The following is a 16,136-nucleotide window of genomic DNA, read 5'->3' on the forward strand; positions in this document are numbered from 1 at the left end:
CAAGGAGCTAACACCATGAAGAAAACAACCGTCGCACTCAGTTTATTATTCCTTACTGCATGCCAACAAGAGACCAAACAGTTTACCCACGGAAATATTAGCGTGGATATAAAAACTGGCGAACAATGGCAACATTCTTTTAAACTATTTTGGGGAATTAAAGTCAAAAACGATCCTCAGATTGCCATCTGGCTAGAAGATATGGAGGGAAGATATCTTTCAACAGTGTATGTCAGCAAGAAAATTGCCACACAGGGATGGATATTTTCCGGCGGCAATCGACGTAAAGAAGCACTACCCTACTGGAGTCATAAGCGTGGGGTACAAGATAACGACGGCTTATATCTACCAAGTAAAAAAGCGCCATTACCTGATGCTATCACCGGGGCAACTCCGTCGGCTGACTTCGACCTTAAAATCTCGCAACCAAATGGACAAGCGCAGTTCATTTTAAAAGCAGAATTTAACCACTCCACTGACTTCAATGATTACTACCCCAAATCTGCCAAGCCAGGTGATGCCGGTTACTCTGGAGGTGAAGAAGGCAGCGGCCAGCCCGCATTGGTTTACCAGGCGGTGATTGATCTTAGTTCACAACAAAAAACGTTTAAGGCGCAACTCATTGGCCATAGCAGCCCAAATGGCAGTAACGGTGAACTATTTGACGATCTATCAACCATAACTTCAGCGAAAGATATCGTAAAAGAGATCGTCGTTGATATCGTCGATTAAATATATTTCTGCCGCTCGTTTCACTGTTGACGCCATTGCATCCCACCTTGTCCTTTAGTATCCAAATGGCACCTACTATGCAAAAGGTACTAACACATCAATAATGGCGTAACTGTCCAACGAGAGGAAGGGTTATGTCACGATTAGCAGGTAAATACGCGTTGATTACTGGGGGAACCAGCGGCATCGGGCTGGAGACAGCCCGGCAGTTTATTGCCGAAGGGGCCACAGTGGCGATCACTGGGCGCAGCGCAAGCAGGTTAACAGCAGCTGGCGAAACGCTAGGGGAAGTCGTACTGTTACACAGTGATGCCGGGGATATCGATCAACAGCCGATTTTGGCCGCGCAGTTGGCTAAATGCTGGCCCCGATTGGACATTCTGTATATCAATGCCGGTGATGTCACGCACCTGCCGTTGCAGGAATGGGATGAGCAGCGATATGACCAACTGATGAACACCAATCTCAAAGGCCCACTGTTTTTGATCCAGGCTCTGCTGCCATTGCTGGGCAATCCCGCCTCGGTGATCCTGTGTGGTTCCGTCAGCGCCCATATTGGCCTGGCGCAAAGTAGCGTCTATGCCGCCAGTAAAGCCGGAATTTTGTCTTTGGCGCGTTCGCTTTCAGCCGAGCTGCACCCGCGCGGTATTCGCGTCAACGGCCTCAGTCCTGGCCCAACGGCAACTCCGGCGCTGGGCAAGCTGGGCTTACCGGCACAGGCTGAACAGGCATTGCGCGAAGAGATCCACGCTCTGGTACCGATTGGCCGCATGGGGACCGTGCTGGAATTGGCCAAAGCCGCCGTGTTCCTCGCGTCTGACGAATGCAGTTATATGGTGGGCAGTGAACTATTAATCGACGGTGGCGTAGGGAGTCTGGCAGGGAGTTGAAAGATGCCCCCTTCCCTATTTTTATTAATAATCCCCATAAAAAAAGGGAGGCCTAAGCCTCCCCATTAACTCCCCTACCTGAATCAGTTGTTACGGATGTATTCATCCATATCGGTTTTCAGGTTGTCGGATTTGGTACCAAAGATCGCCTGAACGCCTGAGCCAGCGACTACCACACCGGCAGCACCCAGTTTTTTCAGGCCAGCCTGGTCAACCTTGGATACGTCGGCCACGCTAACGCGCAGACGGGTAATACAGGCATCCAGGTTAGTGATGTTTTCTTTACCGCCGAATGCCTGAACCAGCGCAGCAGACATTTCAGAACCGCCCTGAGCCACCTGCTCGGAAGAATTATCTTCACGGCCAGGGGTTTTCAGATCCAGTTTGGCAATCAGCACACGGAAGATGGTGTAGTACACCAGACCGTAGATGATACCAACGATTGGGAACAGCCAGATTTTGCTGCTGTTGCCGCTCAGTACGATGAAGTCGATCAGGCCGTGTGAGAAGCTGGTACCGTCACGCATACCCAACAGAATACAGATTGGGAACGCCAGACCGGCCAGGATCGCATGGATTACGTACAGGATCGGCGCAACGAACATGAAGGAGAACTCGATCGGCTCGGTAATACCGGTCAGGAACGAGGTCAGCGCAGCGGAGATCATGATACCGCCGACTTTGGCACGGTTTTCCGGCTTGGCAGAGTGCCAGATGGCAATCGCTGCAGCAGGCAGACCATACATTTTGAACAGGAAGCCACCAGACAGCATACCCGCAGTTGGGTCACCCGCCATGTAACGCGGAATGTCGCCGTGGAACACTTGACCGGCCGCATTGGTGTATTCACCGATCTGCATTTGGAACGGAACGTTCCAAATGTGGTGCAGACCAAACGGCACCAGAGAACGCTCAACAAAACCGTAGATACCAAACGCCACCACCGGGTTCTGATAAGCCGCCCATTCGGAGAAGGTCTGAATAGCCGTACCGATTGGCGGCCAGATGAAGGAGAGGATCACACCCAGAATGATAGCGGCCAGACCAGAGATGATCGGTACAAAACGCTTACCGGCAAAGAAGCCCAGGTATTCTGGCAGTTGAATACGGAAGAAGCGGTTAAACATGTAGGCAGCAATGGCACCGGAGATAATCCCCCCGAGCACACCGGTATCCGCCAGGTGTTTGGCCGCAATCTCTTCGGCTGGCAAATGCAGTACCAGTGGTGCAACCACGGCCATAGTTTTCACCATGATGCCGTAAGCTACTACCGCAGCCAGTGCAGAAACGCCGTCGTTGTTTGTGAAGCCCAGGGCCACACCGATAGCGAAGATCAACGGCATATTGGCGAATACGGAACCGCCGGCTTCCGCCATCACGTGTGAGACTACCAGAGGTAGCCAGCTAAAGTTGGCGGAACCGACGCCCAGCAGGATACCTGCGATAGGCAATACGGAAACCGGCAGCATCAGCGATTTACCTACTTTTTGCAGGTTGGCAAATGCGTTCTTGAACATAGTTGAGTGTGCTCCTGAGTAATAGTGCTTTGCTACTTCTCGCGAATTTTCGCGTTGCAGAGGGGGGAGAGAAAACCCCTGCATTTTCAGGGTGTCTGAGCACCCCTTTAATTTTTACGCAGAGTAAAATAAATACCCTGAACAATGTTTGATGACAGTCACGTTTCGATGAATCTGACCGGTCATTTTTCAAAAATCGTCTATTTTTTGTGATGAAAGATGAAAACTTGCCCGGCGGCCCCCCAGAAACGGGTGGGAACATTACCCGTTTCAAGGATTAATTACGAGCTTAAAAAGAATTGGCTTAACTATGGCGTTAGTTAAGCCTAGGCGAAGGATTATAGATCGATGTGAAACAACTGTGAAAAGTTGGTAGTAGTCGCTTGCGCCAGGTTTTCCAGGCTCACACCCTTCAATACGGCCAGGTATTCTGCAACATCACGTACATAGGCAGGTTGGTTTTCTTTGCCGCGATGGGGAACTGGTGCCAGGTATGGCGAGTCGGTTTCCACCAGCATACGATCCAATGGCACGTAACGGGCTACCTCGCGCAGCGGCTCGGCGTTACGGAAAGTGACAATGCCGGAAAACGAGATATAGAAGCCCAGATCGAGTAAGGCTTTCGCCGTCGGCAAATCCTCGGTAAAGCAGTGCAGCACACCGCCGCAATCCTGTGCGTTTTCTTCACGCAGAATGGCCAACGTATCGTCACGCGCATCACGCGTATGCACAATCACCGGCTTGTTGAGATCCCGGCCTATACGAATATGTTGGCGGAACGACTCTTGTTGCAACGGGATATTGTCTTGCTGATAGAAGTAATCCAGCCCGGTTTCCCCCAGGGCAACCACCTGCTCTGCCGCTGCCAGACTGCGCAATTCGGCATAATCGTAACCCCCCTCAAGATTCAACGGATGAACGCCACAGGAAAAGGCGACGTCGTTACGTTGACCGATCAGCTGGGTCATCGCCTGATAACCCGGCAGCGTGGTGGCAACCGCCAGCACAAAACCCACATCCTGTGCTTTGGCTTTGACCAGGGCATCGTCCACGCTGTGGTGTAAGGTGGCAAAGTCCAGGCTGTCGAGGTGGCAGTGAGAATCTACTAATAACATGATAATTAACTCTTTTACAACGAATGAGGGGGGGAGTAACCGGTAACGCCGAGCATCTGCTCCCAACCGAGTAACTGTTCTGTCAGCAACAGCTCGCGGTTAACGCCAACCACGCTGAGTAACTGATGACGGCAGTTAAGCCACTGCTGCATGATTTGCTGGAGCGAAACGCTGCTCAAGCGGCTGGCCAACTGCTGGACCAATGGCAGTTGATCCTGGTTCAAAGCATAGCTCGCGGCACCCTGCTGATATTTCATCGCGTCCATCAGCAATGCGCATAGCCAGTGTAGCCGGTCCGCCACGTCGTCATGGTTCAGTGCTGGTAACAGGGCCAACATATCGCACTGTGGTAGAGCGGTGCTCAAAGCATTGCACAGTGTGGCCCGCTGTTGCCAACGAGTCGGTTGCAGCAACTGTTCGGCTGCAAGGGGAGCGCCGTCATGCAAACGTAATGCGGTCAGACGATCGATCGGATTGCCCACCCCCTGGCGGTTCAACCATTGCAGGCTAAGCTGTTCATCCGGGCTGGCCAGATGCCAGTAGAAACAGCGGCTACGCAGCGTCGCCAGCAGGCGTGCTGGCTCACGGCAACCTAATAGGAAGTAGGTATTGGCCGGAGGCTCTTCCAGGGTTTTCAGCAAGGCGTTGGCGGCGGCCTCGGTTAACAGTTCTGCCTGCGACAGCCACACCACCTTGGCCCCCCCCTGCTGGGCATGGGAATAGAGGATCTCAATCACCTGGCGGATCGGTTCGATACCCAGGCTGCTTTTGCCCTTTTCCGGGGCCAGTACGTGGTAGTCCGGGTGATTGCCTGCCAGCATCAACCGGCAGCTGTGGCACTCACCGCAGCTCTTTTCACCATTGCGCTTTTGGCAGATCAGCCAGCGGCTCAGGGCATAGAGTAGCTCAGCATCGCCGTTGCCCGCCGCCGCATGCAGCAGTAATGCGTGATGGCCACGCCCAGCCGCATACTGCCCCACCAAATGACGATAGGGAACGTTAAGCCACGGGTACCAGTTCATTACGCTCCTTCCTGCTGTTGCAACCACTGTGTAATCACCTGGCGAATATCGGCGGTGACCTGTTCCAGCGTTTGTGCCGCATCCACGGTAACGATGCTCGCATCCTGTGAGGCCAGCTCAAGATAGCGCGCGCGGGTACGTTCAAAGAACGGTAGCGCTTCTTGCTCAATACGATCCAACTCTCCACGCGCACGCGCCCTTTGCAGGCCCACCGATGGCGGTAAGTCGAGATATAGGGTCAGATCGGGGCGGAAGTCACCCAGTACCGTATCACGTAGCGAACTCATCAAGTGTGGGTCGATTCCCCGCCCTCCGCCCTGATAGGCTTGTGCGGAAAGGTCGTGACGATCGCCAACCACCCAGGCTCCCCGCGCCAACGCCGGTTGGATCACGGTTTCCACCAGTTGCACGCGCGCGGCATATATCATCAGCAGTTCCGCTTTGATGGTCGGCAAATCACCCTCTGCACCGCATTTAAACAGTTCACGCAGCTTCTCCGCCAGAGGTGTACCGCCCGGCTCGCGGGTAAAGACAATATCGTTAATACCCTGCTCGTTGAGCACGTTGACCACGGTATTGCGCGCGGTCGTTTTGCCCGCACCTTCCAACCCTTCAATCACTACAAAGTTACTTTTCATTCTTTTCCTTTTGTACCTGCCGATAGGCACGTACCGCCGCATTATGGCTGGCCAGATTGGTGGTGAACGTATGCCCCCCTTTGCCGTCGGCAACAAAGTACAAATAATCGGTTTTAGCCGGATTGGCCGCAGCCTCCAGCGAAGCACGGCTCGGCATGGCGATCGGCGTTGGCGGCAATCCACTGATCACATAGGTGTTATAGGGCGTTGCCGTCTCCAGATCCTTACGGGTGATGTTACCGGTGTAACTGTCACCCATGCCGTAGATCACCGTAGGATCGGTTTGCAAACGCATGCCCAAACGCAGGCGATTGATAAACACCGAAGCGACCTTGGTTCGTTCTTCCGCTACCGCAGTCTCTTTCTCAATGATTGAGGCCATCGTCAGCAGCTCTTCCGGGGTTTTGTATGGCAAGCTGGTATTTCGCGCATGCCAAACGTCCTGCAAGGTCTTGTACATCCGCAACTGCGAGCGTTTTAACAATGCCAAATCGGTGGTTCCCGCCGTGTAGAGATAGGTGTCAGGATACAAACGGCCTTCCAGTACGCCACCTTCCGTTAACTCCAGCGCCGCAGCGATTTCCGCCTCGCTTTTACCTGCCAGGGTATGTTTGACATACTTTGACTCTTGTAACACCTGCAACCAATCTTTCAGACGAGAACCTTCGATAAAGCGCGCGCTGAACTGGGCTTCTTTACCGCTAGCCAACAGTTTCAGCATCTGGCGCACCGTCATCCCCGGAGTTAAACGGTAGGTGCCAGCCTTGAATTCGGCCAATTCCGGCTCCAGGCGCAGCAACCAGGGGAACCAGCGGCCATTGTGGATCAGCTTGTCGCGTACCAGCAGCCCTTCCAGCGCCACGCGGCCAGTGCCTGCGGGCAGTTTGAAGTAGGTTTCCTGCCCAATCGCCAGCGGAGTCTCGGCAAAGCGTTCAATCCGCTGATGCCCCCAATACAGCGAAGCCAACGCCAGGATCAGCAGCAGTACAACAATCTTGAGCTTTTTTCTCTTCATCAATCAGCCATCATTAACAGTGTGGTCGCAAAAAATCATACAGTTGGCGCGAGAGGTAGCGCCATGATTGTGCCCTATTCACCGGCAGCAGCGGCATCAGCGCGTTGCATATCAATACTTCCTCCGCATCGGCCAGCGTCCCTAGCGGCTCACTGACGTAATGCAGTAGATACTCGCTGCCCGCCAGAAGTTCAATCACGCGGCGGCGCATCACACCGGCGACACCCGCCTGATCCAGATTTGGCGTAAAGACACTTTTTCCTTTGCGCCAGAACAAATTAGCCGCACAGCATTCCACCAGCATACCCGCAGTGTCAAGCACCAGCGCCTCATGGGCATCGGCCTGGTCAAGATGTGCACGGATCAATACCTGTTCCAAGCGGTTAAGATGCTTCAAACCAGCCAGCAGCGGATTACGTGCCAGCGCAACCGGGCTGAGCGCCAGATTGATCCCTTCTTCACGCCATGACAGGTAATGTGTGGGATAGGTGCTGCGTGAAACGATCCTGGTAGGAGCCACACACCCGTGCGGGCTGTAGCCTCGCCCGCCACTACCTCGGGTCAGTATCGCTTTGACCACGCCAAGGGAGAGAGATCCTGCCGCATGGCGCATCTCAAGTTCCAGTGCAGCCCAGTCCCCCCCTGGCAGTAGCAACCTCTGCGCCGCCTGCTGCATGCGCTCAAGATGCCAGGGGAACAGATCGATGTTGCCATCCACCACCCTGGCGGTGGTAAAGCAGCCGTCGCCAAACTGCAAACCGCGATCGCTGGGGGCTAGGGCGTCATGTTGTTGTCCATTTATCCAGTACATGCGTTTCCTCACTGTGGTTTCACTACAGCATAACAGGCGCATACTACGATAGACGGCCTGGCAGCATAAAAAAAGCCCGGTCAAAATGCACCGGGCCTTTATCAGCTTCATAGCTCTCATACCCTATGAATTTCAAGTTGTAGCTAGGCGACAAGCTAGCTTATCCCCAGGAGCTTACTTTAGTAAGTGACTGAGGTAAGTTAGTGCAGGTAACAACGCTACAGCTTGAAAGGCGACGGGTATCTATACGCGACGGAAAATCAGCGAGCCATTAGTGCCACCGAAGCCGAAGGAGTTACACAGCGTGAACTCCATATCTTTGGTCTGGCGCGCTTCGTGCGGTACGAAGTCCAGATCGCAACCTTCATCTGGATTGTCCAGATTGATGGTGGGTGGAACCGCCTGATCGCGCAGGGCCAACACGGTAAAGATCGACTCAATCGCCCCAGCGGCACCCAGCAAGTGGCCGGTCATCGACTTGGTGGAGCTGACCATCACCCGCTTGGCATCGCCGCCAAAGACGGACTTCACCGCCTGGGTTTCGGCTTTATCACCGGCCGGCGTCGAAGTGCCATGGGCGTTGATATAACCAATTTGTGACGTTGTCACACCTGCATCACGCAGTGCATTTTCCATCGCCAAGGCTGCACCAGCACCGTTTTCCGGTGGTGATGTCATGTGGTAGGCATCGCTGCTCATACCAAACCCGACAACTTCGGCATAAATTTTCGCACCGCGACGTTTTGCGTGTTCGTACTCTTCCAGCACCATCATCCCCGCACCATCGCCCAGAACAAAACCATCACGGTCTTTATCCCAGGGGCGGCTTGCGGCCTGTGGGTTGTCATTGCGGGTTGAGAGCGCACGAGCCGCCCCAAAGCCGCCGACACCCAGAGGGGTACTGGCTTTTTCTGCGCCACCGGCCAGCATCACATCGGCATCATTGTAAGCAATGATACGTGCGGCATGGCCAATGTTGTGGACACCTGACGTACAGGCGGTAGCGATGGAAATACTTGGGCCACGCATGCCGTACATAATGGTCAGGTGACCGGCAATCATGTTCACAATGGTCGAAGGCACAAAAAACGGACTGATTTTCCGTGGGCCACCGTTAACCAATGAGCTATGGTTCTCTTCAATCAACCCCAGGCCGCCGATACCGGAGCCGATAGCGGCACCAATACGATTAGCGTTCGCCTCGTTGATATCCAGCCCCGCATCCTGCATGGCTTGCATGCCGGCAACGATGCCGTATTGAATGAAGGCATCCATCTTGCGCGCATCTTTGCGCGAGATGAAATCTTCACAGTTAAAATTCTTTACCAAGCCAGCAAAGCGCGTTGCATAGGCAGTAGTATCGAAATGGTCGATCAGGCTGATGCCACTCTGACCGGCAAGAAGAGCATTCCATGTGGACTCTACCGTATTGCCGACAGGAGACAACATGCCCAGTCCGGTCACAACTACTCGACGCTTAGACACGTTTGTCCTCCAAGGAGGGAAAATATGACGCTAGGGATAGAAAAAACTTAGGCGGTCGAATGACCGCCTAGATATGTTCGCTTACTGCTGGCTAGCGTTGATGAAATCAATAGCTGCTTGCACAGTAGTGATTTTCTCAGCTTCTTCGTCTGGAATTTCGGTGTCGAATTCTTCTTCCAGAGCCATTACCAGCTCAACGGTGTCAAGAGAATCAGCGCCCAAGTCTTCAACGAAAGAAGCGTTGTTCAATACTTCTTCCTGCTTAACACCCAGTTGCTCAACAATGATTTTCTTAACGCGTTCTTCGATAGTGCTCATACTCTTAAATTTCCTATCAAAACTCGCTTTCGCGATGGTTTTCGTAGTGTATAAAATGTTGAAAAAGATGCAACTAAATCCCGGCTGGTCAAACCACGATTTTACGCTATTTTGCGGTTTTTACCCCAAATAACGCAAATAGTTTTCGCATTTTTTAAATCATGTACATGCCGCCATTGACATGTAACGTCTCACCGGTGATGTAGCTGGCCTCGTCAGAGGCTAAAAATGCAACAGCGCTGGCGATTTCTTTAGCTTCCCCAAGCCGGCTAGCCGGAACCTGAGTCAAAATGCCTGCGCGTTGATCTTCTGTCAACGCCCGTGTCATGTCCGTCTCAATAAAGCCAGGAGCCACGACGTTGACCGTAATGCCACGTGAAGCGATCTCACGTGCCAAAGACTTACTAAAACCAATCAGACCGGCTTTAGCCGCCGCGTAGTTAGCCTGCCCTGCATTCCCCATGGTGCCAACAACGGAACCGATGGAGATGATACGGCCAAACCGCTTTTTCATCATAGCTCGCATTACCGCTTTTGACAGACGGAATACGGAAGTCAGATTGGTGTCCAGGATATCCTGCCACTCATCATCCTTCATTCGCATCAGCAGGTTATCACGCGTAATCCCGGCATTATTCACTAAAATGTCGATTTCGCCAAATTCCGCACGAATCGAGGTCAAAACGTTGTCGATAGATTGAGCATCAACCACGTTCAGCATATAGCCTTTGCCGTTCTCACCCAGATAGCTGCTGATGGCTTCAGCACCGCTCTCGCTGGTAGCGGTGCCGATAACCTTGGCGCCACGTGCAACAAACAACTCTGCAATAGCCCGGCCAATACCGCGGCTTGCGCCGGTGACCAGGACAATTTTCCCTTCGAAGCTCATGGTTATCCTCTTTTACTGTTCTAACGCCGCAGACAGGCTGGCAGTATCGTTAACCGCTGCCGCCGTCAAGGTGTCGACAATGCGTTTGGTCAGGCCGTTCAGCACTTTGCCTGGGCCCACCTCCAACAGCAGAGTCACACCCTCTGCCGCCATAAATTCTACGCTCTCCGTCCAGCGAACCGGGCTGTACAGCTGGCGAACCAACGCACTGCGGATAGCTTCTGGCGCGGTCTCTGCACGTACATCAACGTTATTGACCACCGGCACCAGCGGTGCGTTGAAGGTGATCTCTTGCAGCGCTACAGCCAGCTTATCGGCAGCCGGTTTCATCAGTGCGCAGTGCGAAGGCACGCTCACCGGCAACGGCAGTGCACGTTTGGCACCCGCCGCCTTGCAAGCCACACCAGCACGCTCTACCGCGTCTTTGTTACCCGCGATAACCACCTGCCCCGGAGAGTTGAAGTTCACCGGTGAAACTACCTGACCTTGAGCTGACTCCTCACAGGCTTTGGCAATCGAGGCATTATCCAGACCGATGATGGCGTACATGGCGCCAGTCCCTTCCGGTACCGCTTCCTGCATCAGCTTGCCGCGCAGCTCTACCAAACGGATAGCCGCAGCAAAATCCAACACACCGGCACACACCAGCGCTGAGTATTCACCCAAGCTGTGGCCAGCCATCATCACAGGCATGTTACCGCCCTGCTGCTGCCAGACACGGAAGATGGCAACGGAGGCCGCCAACAACGCTGGCTGTGTCTGCCAGGTTTTATTCAACTCTTCTGCCGGGCCAGCCTGCACCAACTGCCACAGATCGTAACCCAAAGCCGCAGAAGCTTCGCTAAAAGTTTGTTCCACAATGGGAAACTGTGCGGCCAAATCAGCCAACATGCCAACGGTTTGTGAACCCTGGCCTGGAAAAACAAAAGCAGTTTGCGTCATTTTTTTGTTCCTGTTGAATCAAAAACGAACCAGCGCCGAGCCCCAGGTAAAGCCACCGCCAAATGCTTCCAGCAACACCAGCTGACCACGCTGGATGCGCCCGTCGCGTACGGCTTCGTCGAGCGCCGCAGGTACCGAGGCGGCAGAAGTGTTTCCGTGACGATCGAGCGTCACCACCACTTTCTCCATCCCCATACTCAGTTTTTTTGCCGTTGCGCTGATGATGCGCAGGTTGGCCTGGTGCGGAACCAGCCAATCCAGTTCGCTGCGGTCAAGATCGTTGGCCTTCAGCGTTTCATCAACGATATGTGCCAGTTCAGTGACTGCCACTTTAAACACTTCGTTACCCGCCATGGTGACGTAGGCAGGCTGATCCGGGTTCTGACGATCTTTATTCGGCAGCGCCAGCAGATTGCCATAACGGCCATCGGCATGCAGATGGGTAGAGATAATGCCCGGCTCCTCAGAAGCCCCCAGCACTACCGCGCCCGCACCGTCACCAAACAGGATGATGGTGCCACGATCCTCAGGATCGAGCGTGCGTGACAGCAAATCAGAGCCGATCACCAGCGCGTGTTTTACCGCGCCGTTCTTCACATACTGATCGGCCACGCTCAAGGCGTAGGTAAAGCCAGCACAGGCCGCCGCGATATCAAACGCCGCGCAGTCCTGAATACCCAGCATCTGCTGCACCTGGCAGGCAGAACTTGGGAACGCATGGCTCGAGGTGGTGGTAGCCACCACGATCAGGCCGATATCTTCTTTAGCCACACCCGACATTTCCAGCGCGTGAGACGCAGCATGGAAGCTCATGGTTGCCACGGTTTCATCCGGGGCAGCGATACGACGTTCACGAATACCGGTGCGAGTCACGATCCACTCGTCAGACGTATCCACCATTTTTTCTAAGTCAGCGTTGGTGCGCACTTGTGCGGGTAAGTAACTCCCCGTACCGAGAATCTTTGTATACATGAACGATCAGTCACTCTTGGGTAATACAGCTTCAAGGCGCGCAGCAATCCTGTCCGGAACTTGCCGCTGCACCGCCTGTACAGCCTGTTCGATTGCCACCGCAAACGCGTTTTGGTTCGCGGCGCCGTGGCTCTTAATCACGGTTCCCCGCAATCCTAACAGACATGCACCATTATACTGGTCGGGGTTCAGATGACCAAAACGCCTTGCCACCCTTTTTTGTAACCAACGACCCAACAATTTTAACCACCACGCCTGCTTCCCCCCTTCGGAGGATGACTTAAGTAGTGACAAGAACAGTCTTATCACACCTTCCATGGTTTTCAGAGTGACGTTGCCGACAAAGCCGTCGCAGACCATCACATCGGTTTTGCCAGTGAGCAGGTCGTTGCCCTCCAGATAACCAATATAGTTGATTGCCTGAGTTTTTTTAAGCACGGCGGAGGCTTCGCGGATATTATCCAGGCCTTTGGTTTCTTCTTCGCCGATATTGAGCAGCGCCACACGTGGCTGCGCGATACCCAAGACCTCTTCCGCCATCACTGCTCCCATTACCGCGAATTGCACCAGCATCGTGCTGTCGCACTCTACGTTGGCCCCCAGATCCAGCACCACGGTTTTACCGCGCTGTTGGTTGGGTATCACGGTCATCAACGCCGGACGTTCAATACCGTCCAACGGTTTGATCAGCAGTTTGGCCAGCCCCATCAACGCTCCAGTATTCCCTGCACTGACACAAGCCTGCGCCTCACCGCTTTTAATCAACTCCAGCGCAATACGCATAGAGGTGCCTCGGCTGGCCCGGATCGCTTGTGAAGGCTTGGCGTCACCGGCAATAACCGATTCGGCAGGTACGACTTGCAAGCGTTCCAGGACAGACGGATCGGCTTTGGCAAGTAACGGAGAGATGATGTCGGGATCGCCGACTAACAGGAGATGAAGCTGTAAATTAGAGGCCAGTGCCTGCAATGAAGCAGGCACTGTGACGCAGGGACCGAAATCCCCGCCCATTGCATCTAACGCCAGGGTTAGACGAGTCAAAGTATCGCTGACTTAGCCGATAACCTTGCGACCGCGGTAGAAACCGTCGGCAGTGATGTGGTGACGACGATGAGTTTCACCGGAAGTCGCATCTACAGACAAGGTGGTGGTGGTCAGGGCATCGTGTGAACGACGCATGCCACGTTTGGAACGGGTTGGTTTATTTTGTTGTACGGCCATGGACCTTACTCCTCGATTACTTACGCTTTAAACTGGCTAATACGGCAAATGGATTTGGTTTCTCCGCCTCAGGAGGCAGTTTGCCAAACACCATGTCCGCTTCGGACACTTCACAGTGTTCAGATTCATGTACCGGAACGACAGGCAGTGAAAGAATAATTTCATCTTCAATCATTGCCAACAGATCGACTTCGCCAAACTCGTCAACTTCGATCGGTTCGTACGCTTCCGGTAATGCCTCAGCCTGCTCATCATTGACGACCGGGCTAAAACAATATGTTGTGTGGACCTGATGGGCAAACGGGACACCACAGCGTTGGCACATCAGCGTTACCGCGACGTCCGCCTGCCCTGTTATCACCGCGAGGCGCTGGTTATCGATATCAAACGACAACTGCACTTCGACATCACTGTCCACACTGACCACGGAGTCGGCAACACGTGTAACCAGCTCAGGCGCATAGGAACCAACATAGTCCAGGCGTTTCTGAGCGGTACGTACCGCATCAATGGTCAAGGGTAATTTTACCTTTTGCATAGGGCGCGCATATTAACTTTGTAACGTCATAGAGTCAAAGAAAAAGGCCCTAAAACGGCACCTTTCACCAATATTCGCTTCCAGAGCGGCCGACAGTTTAAGATGTGCGACATATTTACGCTATGGTTTGTGGAAAAAATTATGCAAAGACTCTTACTCGCCTCAACGTCGGTCTATCGCCAACAACTGTTGGAGAAGCTGCACCTGCCTTTTATTTGTGCAGCGCCGCAAACCGATGAAACACCGCTGCCTGGGGAAAGTGCCGAAGCTCTGGTGCTGCGTTTGTCGGCAGCCAAGGCTCAGGCGCTAGCTACTGCCTACCCTGATTATCTGATTATCGGTTCCGACCAGGTCTGCGTTATCGCCGGAGAAATCACCGGTAAGCCCCATAGCGAAGAGAACGCCCGCCAGCAACTGCGTAAGGCCAGCGGCCAGCAGGTGACCTTCTATACCGGTTTGGCGCTCTATAATAGCCGTAGCCAACACCTACAGGTGATATGTGAACCTTTCCACGTTCATTTCCGTACCTTAAGTGACGAGGAGATAGCGACCTACGTGCGCCTTGAGCAGCCGCTCTTTTGTGCGGGCAGCTTTAAGAGTGAAGGTTTGGGCATTGCGCTGTTTGACAAGCTGGAGGGCCGCGACCCGAATACGTTGATTGGTCTGCCGCTGATCGCATTGCTGAAAATGTTGCGGGCTGAAGGAATCAACCCGCTGGTATAAACTTATTTTTTGGCTGCGGCGGTTCTTTGCCGCAATACCTGCAAGCAATGGCGTAGCTCGTCATCCATCGGCGCTTCGATACGCATCGTTTCGCCGGTGGCGGGATGTTCAAAGCGCAGCGCTGCCGCATGCAGGAACAGGCGCTTCAGGCCAGTGCCCGCCAATTGGCGATCGAATTCCCGGTCACCATAACGGTCATCAAAGGCGATAGGATGCCCGGCATGCAAGGTATGCACGCGAATTTGGTGGGTGCGCCCGGTGATCGGGCTGGCCTTCACCAGCGTGGCATGTTCAAAGCGCTCTTCGATCTTGAAGCGGGTCTCCGACGGTTTGCCTTCGCTGTTTACGCGAACAATGCGCTCACCGCTCTGCAAAATATTCTTCAGCAGTGGAGCCTGCACTGCCTTGCAGTGCGACTGCCACTCACCACGTACCAACGCCAAATAATCCTTCTGCATCCCTTTAAGGCGCAGTTGCTCGTGCAGCGAACGCAGCGCCGAACGCTTCTTGGCCACCATCAATACACCGGACGTATCGCGGTCCAAACGGTGCACCAGTTCCAGAAAACGCGCTTCGGGGCGCAATGCCCGTAATCCTTCGATCACGCCAAAACTCAGGCCGCTACCGCCGTGCACCGCCGTCCCCGAGGGTTTGTTCAGCAGCAACAGATGATCGTCCTCATAAAGGATGCAGTCCGCCAGGGCAGCAACTTTATCCAGCTTGGCCGAAACCGGCGCGTCCTCACGCTCGGCGACCCGTACCGGAGGAATGCGCACCACATCGCCAGGAGCCAGTTTATATTCAGCCTTGATGCGGCCTTTATTAACCCGCACCTCACCTTTACGCACGATGCGATAAATCATGCTCTTCGGCACGCCTTTCAGGCGGGCAAGCAAAAAATTGTCGATTCTCTGACCAGCTTCGTCGTCAGAAATCGTCACTAATTGTACTGCGGGATTGTTCGTTTTCATGGGGCGGGATTCTAAATAGAGCGAGTCAATAGCGCCACCTCTTTTTATGTGCTTAACTGTCTCTCAGACTTTGAAAGAAGCGCCAGCGAACAATAAGGCAGCAAGCCAGGTTGATCGTTTGCGGTTTCGATCGTAGTTAAGGAAAAGTCACCTTGCTATAACGGTGCTTGCAATGGAATAATGCTGTAACTTTCCGTGCCGATCCCCTTGAAACGAGGAGAATTGCGGAATTATACGGTTTGTCTGGTTGCACAAAAACGCAGCAATGGCGTAAGACGTAATGTGAAATCAAACAATTAGCGGGCTGCGGGTTGCAGCTTGGCCGGCAAATGGAATC

The 16,136-nt window shown here is 53.7% G+C and carries 18 protein-coding genes; 3 read left to right on the forward strand and 15 right to left on the reverse strand.

Going from position 1 to position 16,136, the window contains the following annotated elements; all coding sequences use genetic code 11:
• Positions 1 to 15: 15 nt before the first annotated feature.
• Positions 16 to 732, forward strand: a complete 717-nt coding sequence (locus KAJ71_RS10995; protein WP_248945752.1) for a T9SS type B sorting domain-containing protein — start codon at positions 16 to 18, stop codon at positions 730 to 732.
• A gap of 134 nt (positions 733 to 866) precedes the next feature.
• Positions 867 to 1,622 (forward strand): SDR family oxidoreductase, encoded by a 756-nt coding sequence (locus tag KAJ71_RS11000; RefSeq protein ID WP_248945753.1) that lies wholly within the window; start codon positions 867 to 869, stop codon positions 1,620 to 1,622.
• A gap of 83 nt (positions 1,623 to 1,705) precedes the next feature.
• Here KAJ71_RS11000 and ptsG read toward each other — a convergent pair whose 3' ends face one another.
• From ptsG to yceD, 14 genes are all read right to left on the reverse strand, one after another.
• Positions 1,706 to 3,139, reverse strand: a complete 1,434-nt coding sequence (gene ptsG / locus KAJ71_RS11005) for a PTS glucose transporter subunit IIBC (protein ID WP_248945755.1) — start codon at positions 3,137 to 3,139, stop codon at positions 1,706 to 1,708.
• 338 nt (positions 3,140 to 3,477) lie between these two features.
• Positions 3,478 to 4,254 carry a metal-dependent hydrolase gene (locus KAJ71_RS11010; RefSeq protein WP_248945756.1) on the reverse strand — a complete coding sequence of 259 codons (777 nt, stop codon included), beginning with the start codon at positions 4,252 to 4,254 and terminating at the stop codon, positions 3,478 to 3,480.
• A gap of 14 nt (positions 4,255 to 4,268) precedes the next feature.
• Positions 4,269 to 5,276 (reverse strand): DNA polymerase III subunit delta', encoded by a 1,008-nt coding sequence (gene holB, locus KAJ71_RS11015; protein WP_248945758.1) that lies wholly within the window; start codon positions 5,274 to 5,276, stop codon positions 4,269 to 4,271.
• Positions 5,276 to 5,914 carry a dTMP kinase gene (tmk, locus tag KAJ71_RS11020; protein ID WP_248945760.1) on the reverse strand — a complete coding sequence of 213 codons (639 nt, stop codon included), beginning with the start codon at positions 5,912 to 5,914 and terminating at the stop codon, positions 5,276 to 5,278. The genes holB and tmk overlap by 1 nt, the downstream gene beginning before the upstream one ends.
• Positions 5,904 to 6,929, reverse strand: a complete 1,026-nt coding sequence (gene mltG, locus KAJ71_RS11025; protein WP_248945762.1) for an endolytic transglycosylase MltG — start codon at positions 6,927 to 6,929, stop codon at positions 5,904 to 5,906. Before mltG ends, tmk begins: the two co-directional genes overlap by 11 nt.
• A gap of 13 nt (positions 6,930 to 6,942) precedes the next feature.
• Positions 6,943 to 7,740 carry an aminodeoxychorismate lyase gene (pabC, locus tag KAJ71_RS11030; RefSeq protein WP_248945764.1) on the reverse strand — a complete coding sequence of 266 codons (798 nt, stop codon included), beginning with the start codon at positions 7,738 to 7,740 and terminating at the stop codon, positions 6,943 to 6,945.
• A gap of 243 nt (positions 7,741 to 7,983) precedes the next feature.
• On the reverse strand, positions 7,984 to 9,225 hold the full coding sequence (fabF, locus tag KAJ71_RS11035; RefSeq protein ID WP_248945765.1) for a beta-ketoacyl-ACP synthase II: 1,242 nt from the start codon (positions 9,223 to 9,225) through the stop codon (positions 7,984 to 7,986).
• Positions 9,226 to 9,306: 81 nt separating this feature from the next.
• The gene (gene acpP, locus KAJ71_RS11040; protein ID WP_004719003.1) at positions 9,307 to 9,543 is read right to left on the reverse strand and encodes an acyl carrier protein; all 237 of its coding nucleotides are present in this window, start codon (positions 9,541 to 9,543) and stop codon (positions 9,307 to 9,309) included.
• A gap of 154 nt (positions 9,544 to 9,697) precedes the next feature.
• Positions 9,698 to 10,432, reverse strand: a complete 735-nt coding sequence (gene fabG / locus KAJ71_RS11045; protein ID WP_024528544.1) for a 3-oxoacyl-ACP reductase FabG — start codon at positions 10,430 to 10,432, stop codon at positions 9,698 to 9,700.
• A 12-nt stretch (positions 10,433 to 10,444) separates the two neighbouring features.
• Complete coding sequence (fabD, locus tag KAJ71_RS11050; protein ID WP_248945767.1) at positions 10,445 to 11,374, reverse strand: ACP S-malonyltransferase; 930 nt, start codon at positions 11,372 to 11,374, stop codon at positions 10,445 to 10,447.
• Positions 11,375 to 11,392: 18 nt separating this feature from the next.
• Entirely contained in the window at positions 11,393 to 12,346 is a 954-nt protein-coding gene (locus KAJ71_RS11055; protein WP_248945769.1) for a beta-ketoacyl-ACP synthase III, read from the reverse strand.
• A gap of 6 nt (positions 12,347 to 12,352) precedes the next feature.
• The gene (gene plsX, locus KAJ71_RS11060; RefSeq protein ID WP_025123530.1) at positions 12,353 to 13,387 is read right to left on the reverse strand and encodes a phosphate acyltransferase PlsX; all 1,035 of its coding nucleotides are present in this window, start codon (positions 13,385 to 13,387) and stop codon (positions 12,353 to 12,355) included.
• Between the two features lie 12 nt (positions 13,388 to 13,399).
• Entirely contained in the window at positions 13,400 to 13,567 is a 168-nt protein-coding gene (rpmF, locus tag KAJ71_RS11065) for a 50S ribosomal protein L32 (RefSeq protein ID WP_004943042.1), read from the reverse strand.
• 16 nt (positions 13,568 to 13,583) lie between these two features.
• The gene (gene yceD, locus KAJ71_RS11070) at positions 13,584 to 14,105 is read right to left on the reverse strand and encodes a 23S rRNA accumulation protein YceD (protein ID WP_025123531.1); all 522 of its coding nucleotides are present in this window, start codon (positions 14,103 to 14,105) and stop codon (positions 13,584 to 13,586) included.
• A 141-nt stretch (positions 14,106 to 14,246) separates the two neighbouring features.
• On the opposite strand from yceD, the gene KAJ71_RS11075 reads away from it, so the two are divergent.
• The gene (locus KAJ71_RS11075; RefSeq protein ID WP_248945770.1) at positions 14,247 to 14,828 is read left to right on the forward strand and encodes a Maf family protein; all 582 of its coding nucleotides are present in this window, start codon (positions 14,247 to 14,249) and stop codon (positions 14,826 to 14,828) included.
• Positions 14,829 to 14,830: 2 nt separating this feature from the next.
• Here the strand turns inward: KAJ71_RS11075 and rluC are convergent, their stop codons facing one another.
• On the reverse strand, positions 14,831 to 15,799 hold the full coding sequence (gene rluC / locus KAJ71_RS11080; protein WP_248945772.1) for a 23S rRNA pseudouridine(955/2504/2580) synthase RluC: 969 nt from the start codon (positions 15,797 to 15,799) through the stop codon (positions 14,831 to 14,833).
• Positions 15,800 to 16,136: the final 337 nt, after the last annotated feature.

This window comes from Serratia silvae, assembly GCF_023282985.1.
GTDB classification, from domain to species: Bacteria; Pseudomonadota; Gammaproteobacteria; order Enterobacterales; family Enterobacteriaceae; genus Chania; species Chania silvae.

Bases quoted from the DNA above. Each gene is read 5' to 3' on its own strand.
- rpmF (WP_004943042.1), bottom strand. From the start codon at position 13,567: ATGGCCGTACAACAAAATAAACCAACCCGTTCCAAACGTGGCATGCGT.
- KAJ71_RS10995 (WP_248945752.1), top strand. From the start codon at position 16: ATGAAGAAAACAACCGTCGCACTCAGTTTATTATTCCTTACTGCATGC.
- holB (WP_248945758.1), bottom strand. From the start codon at position 5,276: ATGAACTGGTACCCGTGGCTTAACGTTCCCTATCGTCATTTGGTGGGG.
- KAJ71_RS11000 (WP_248945753.1), top strand. From the start codon at position 867: ATGTCACGATTAGCAGGTAAATACGCGTTGATTACTGGGGGAACCAGC.
- pabC (WP_248945764.1), bottom strand. From the start codon at position 7,740: ATGTACTGGATAAATGGACAACAACATGACGCCCTAGCCCCCAGCGAT.
- rluC (WP_248945772.1), bottom strand. From the start codon at position 15,799: ATGAAAACGAACAATCCCGCAGTACAATTAGTGACGATTTCTGACGAC.
- fabG (WP_024528544.1), bottom strand. From the start codon at position 10,432: ATGAGCTTCGAAGGGAAAATTGTCCTGGTCACCGGCGCAAGCCGCGGT.
- tmk (WP_248945760.1), bottom strand. From the start codon at position 5,914: ATGAAAAGTAACTTTGTAGTGATTGAAGGGTTGGAAGGTGCGGGCAAA.
- fabD (WP_248945767.1), bottom strand. From the start codon at position 11,374: ATGACGCAAACTGCTTTTGTTTTTCCAGGCCAGGGTTCACAAACCGTT.
- KAJ71_RS11055 (WP_248945769.1), bottom strand. From the start codon at position 12,346: ATGTATACAAAGATTCTCGGTACGGGGAGTTACTTACCCGCACAAGTG.
- ptsG (WP_248945755.1), bottom strand. From the start codon at position 3,139: ATGTTCAAGAACGCATTTGCCAACCTGCAAAAAGTAGGTAAATCGCTG.
- mltG (WP_248945762.1), bottom strand. From the start codon at position 6,929: ATGAAGAGAAAAAAGCTCAAGATTGTTGTACTGCTGCTGATCCTGGCG.
- acpP (WP_004719003.1), bottom strand. From the start codon at position 9,543: ATGAGCACTATCGAAGAACGCGTTAAGAAAATCATTGTTGAGCAACTG.
- KAJ71_RS11010 (WP_248945756.1), bottom strand. From the start codon at position 4,254: ATGTTATTAGTAGATTCTCACTGCCACCTCGACAGCCTGGACTTTGCC.
- KAJ71_RS11075 (WP_248945770.1), top strand. From the start codon at position 14,247: ATGCAAAGACTCTTACTCGCCTCAACGTCGGTCTATCGCCAACAACTG.
- yceD (WP_025123531.1), bottom strand. From the start codon at position 14,105: ATGCAAAAGGTAAAATTACCCTTGACCATTGATGCGGTACGTACCGCT.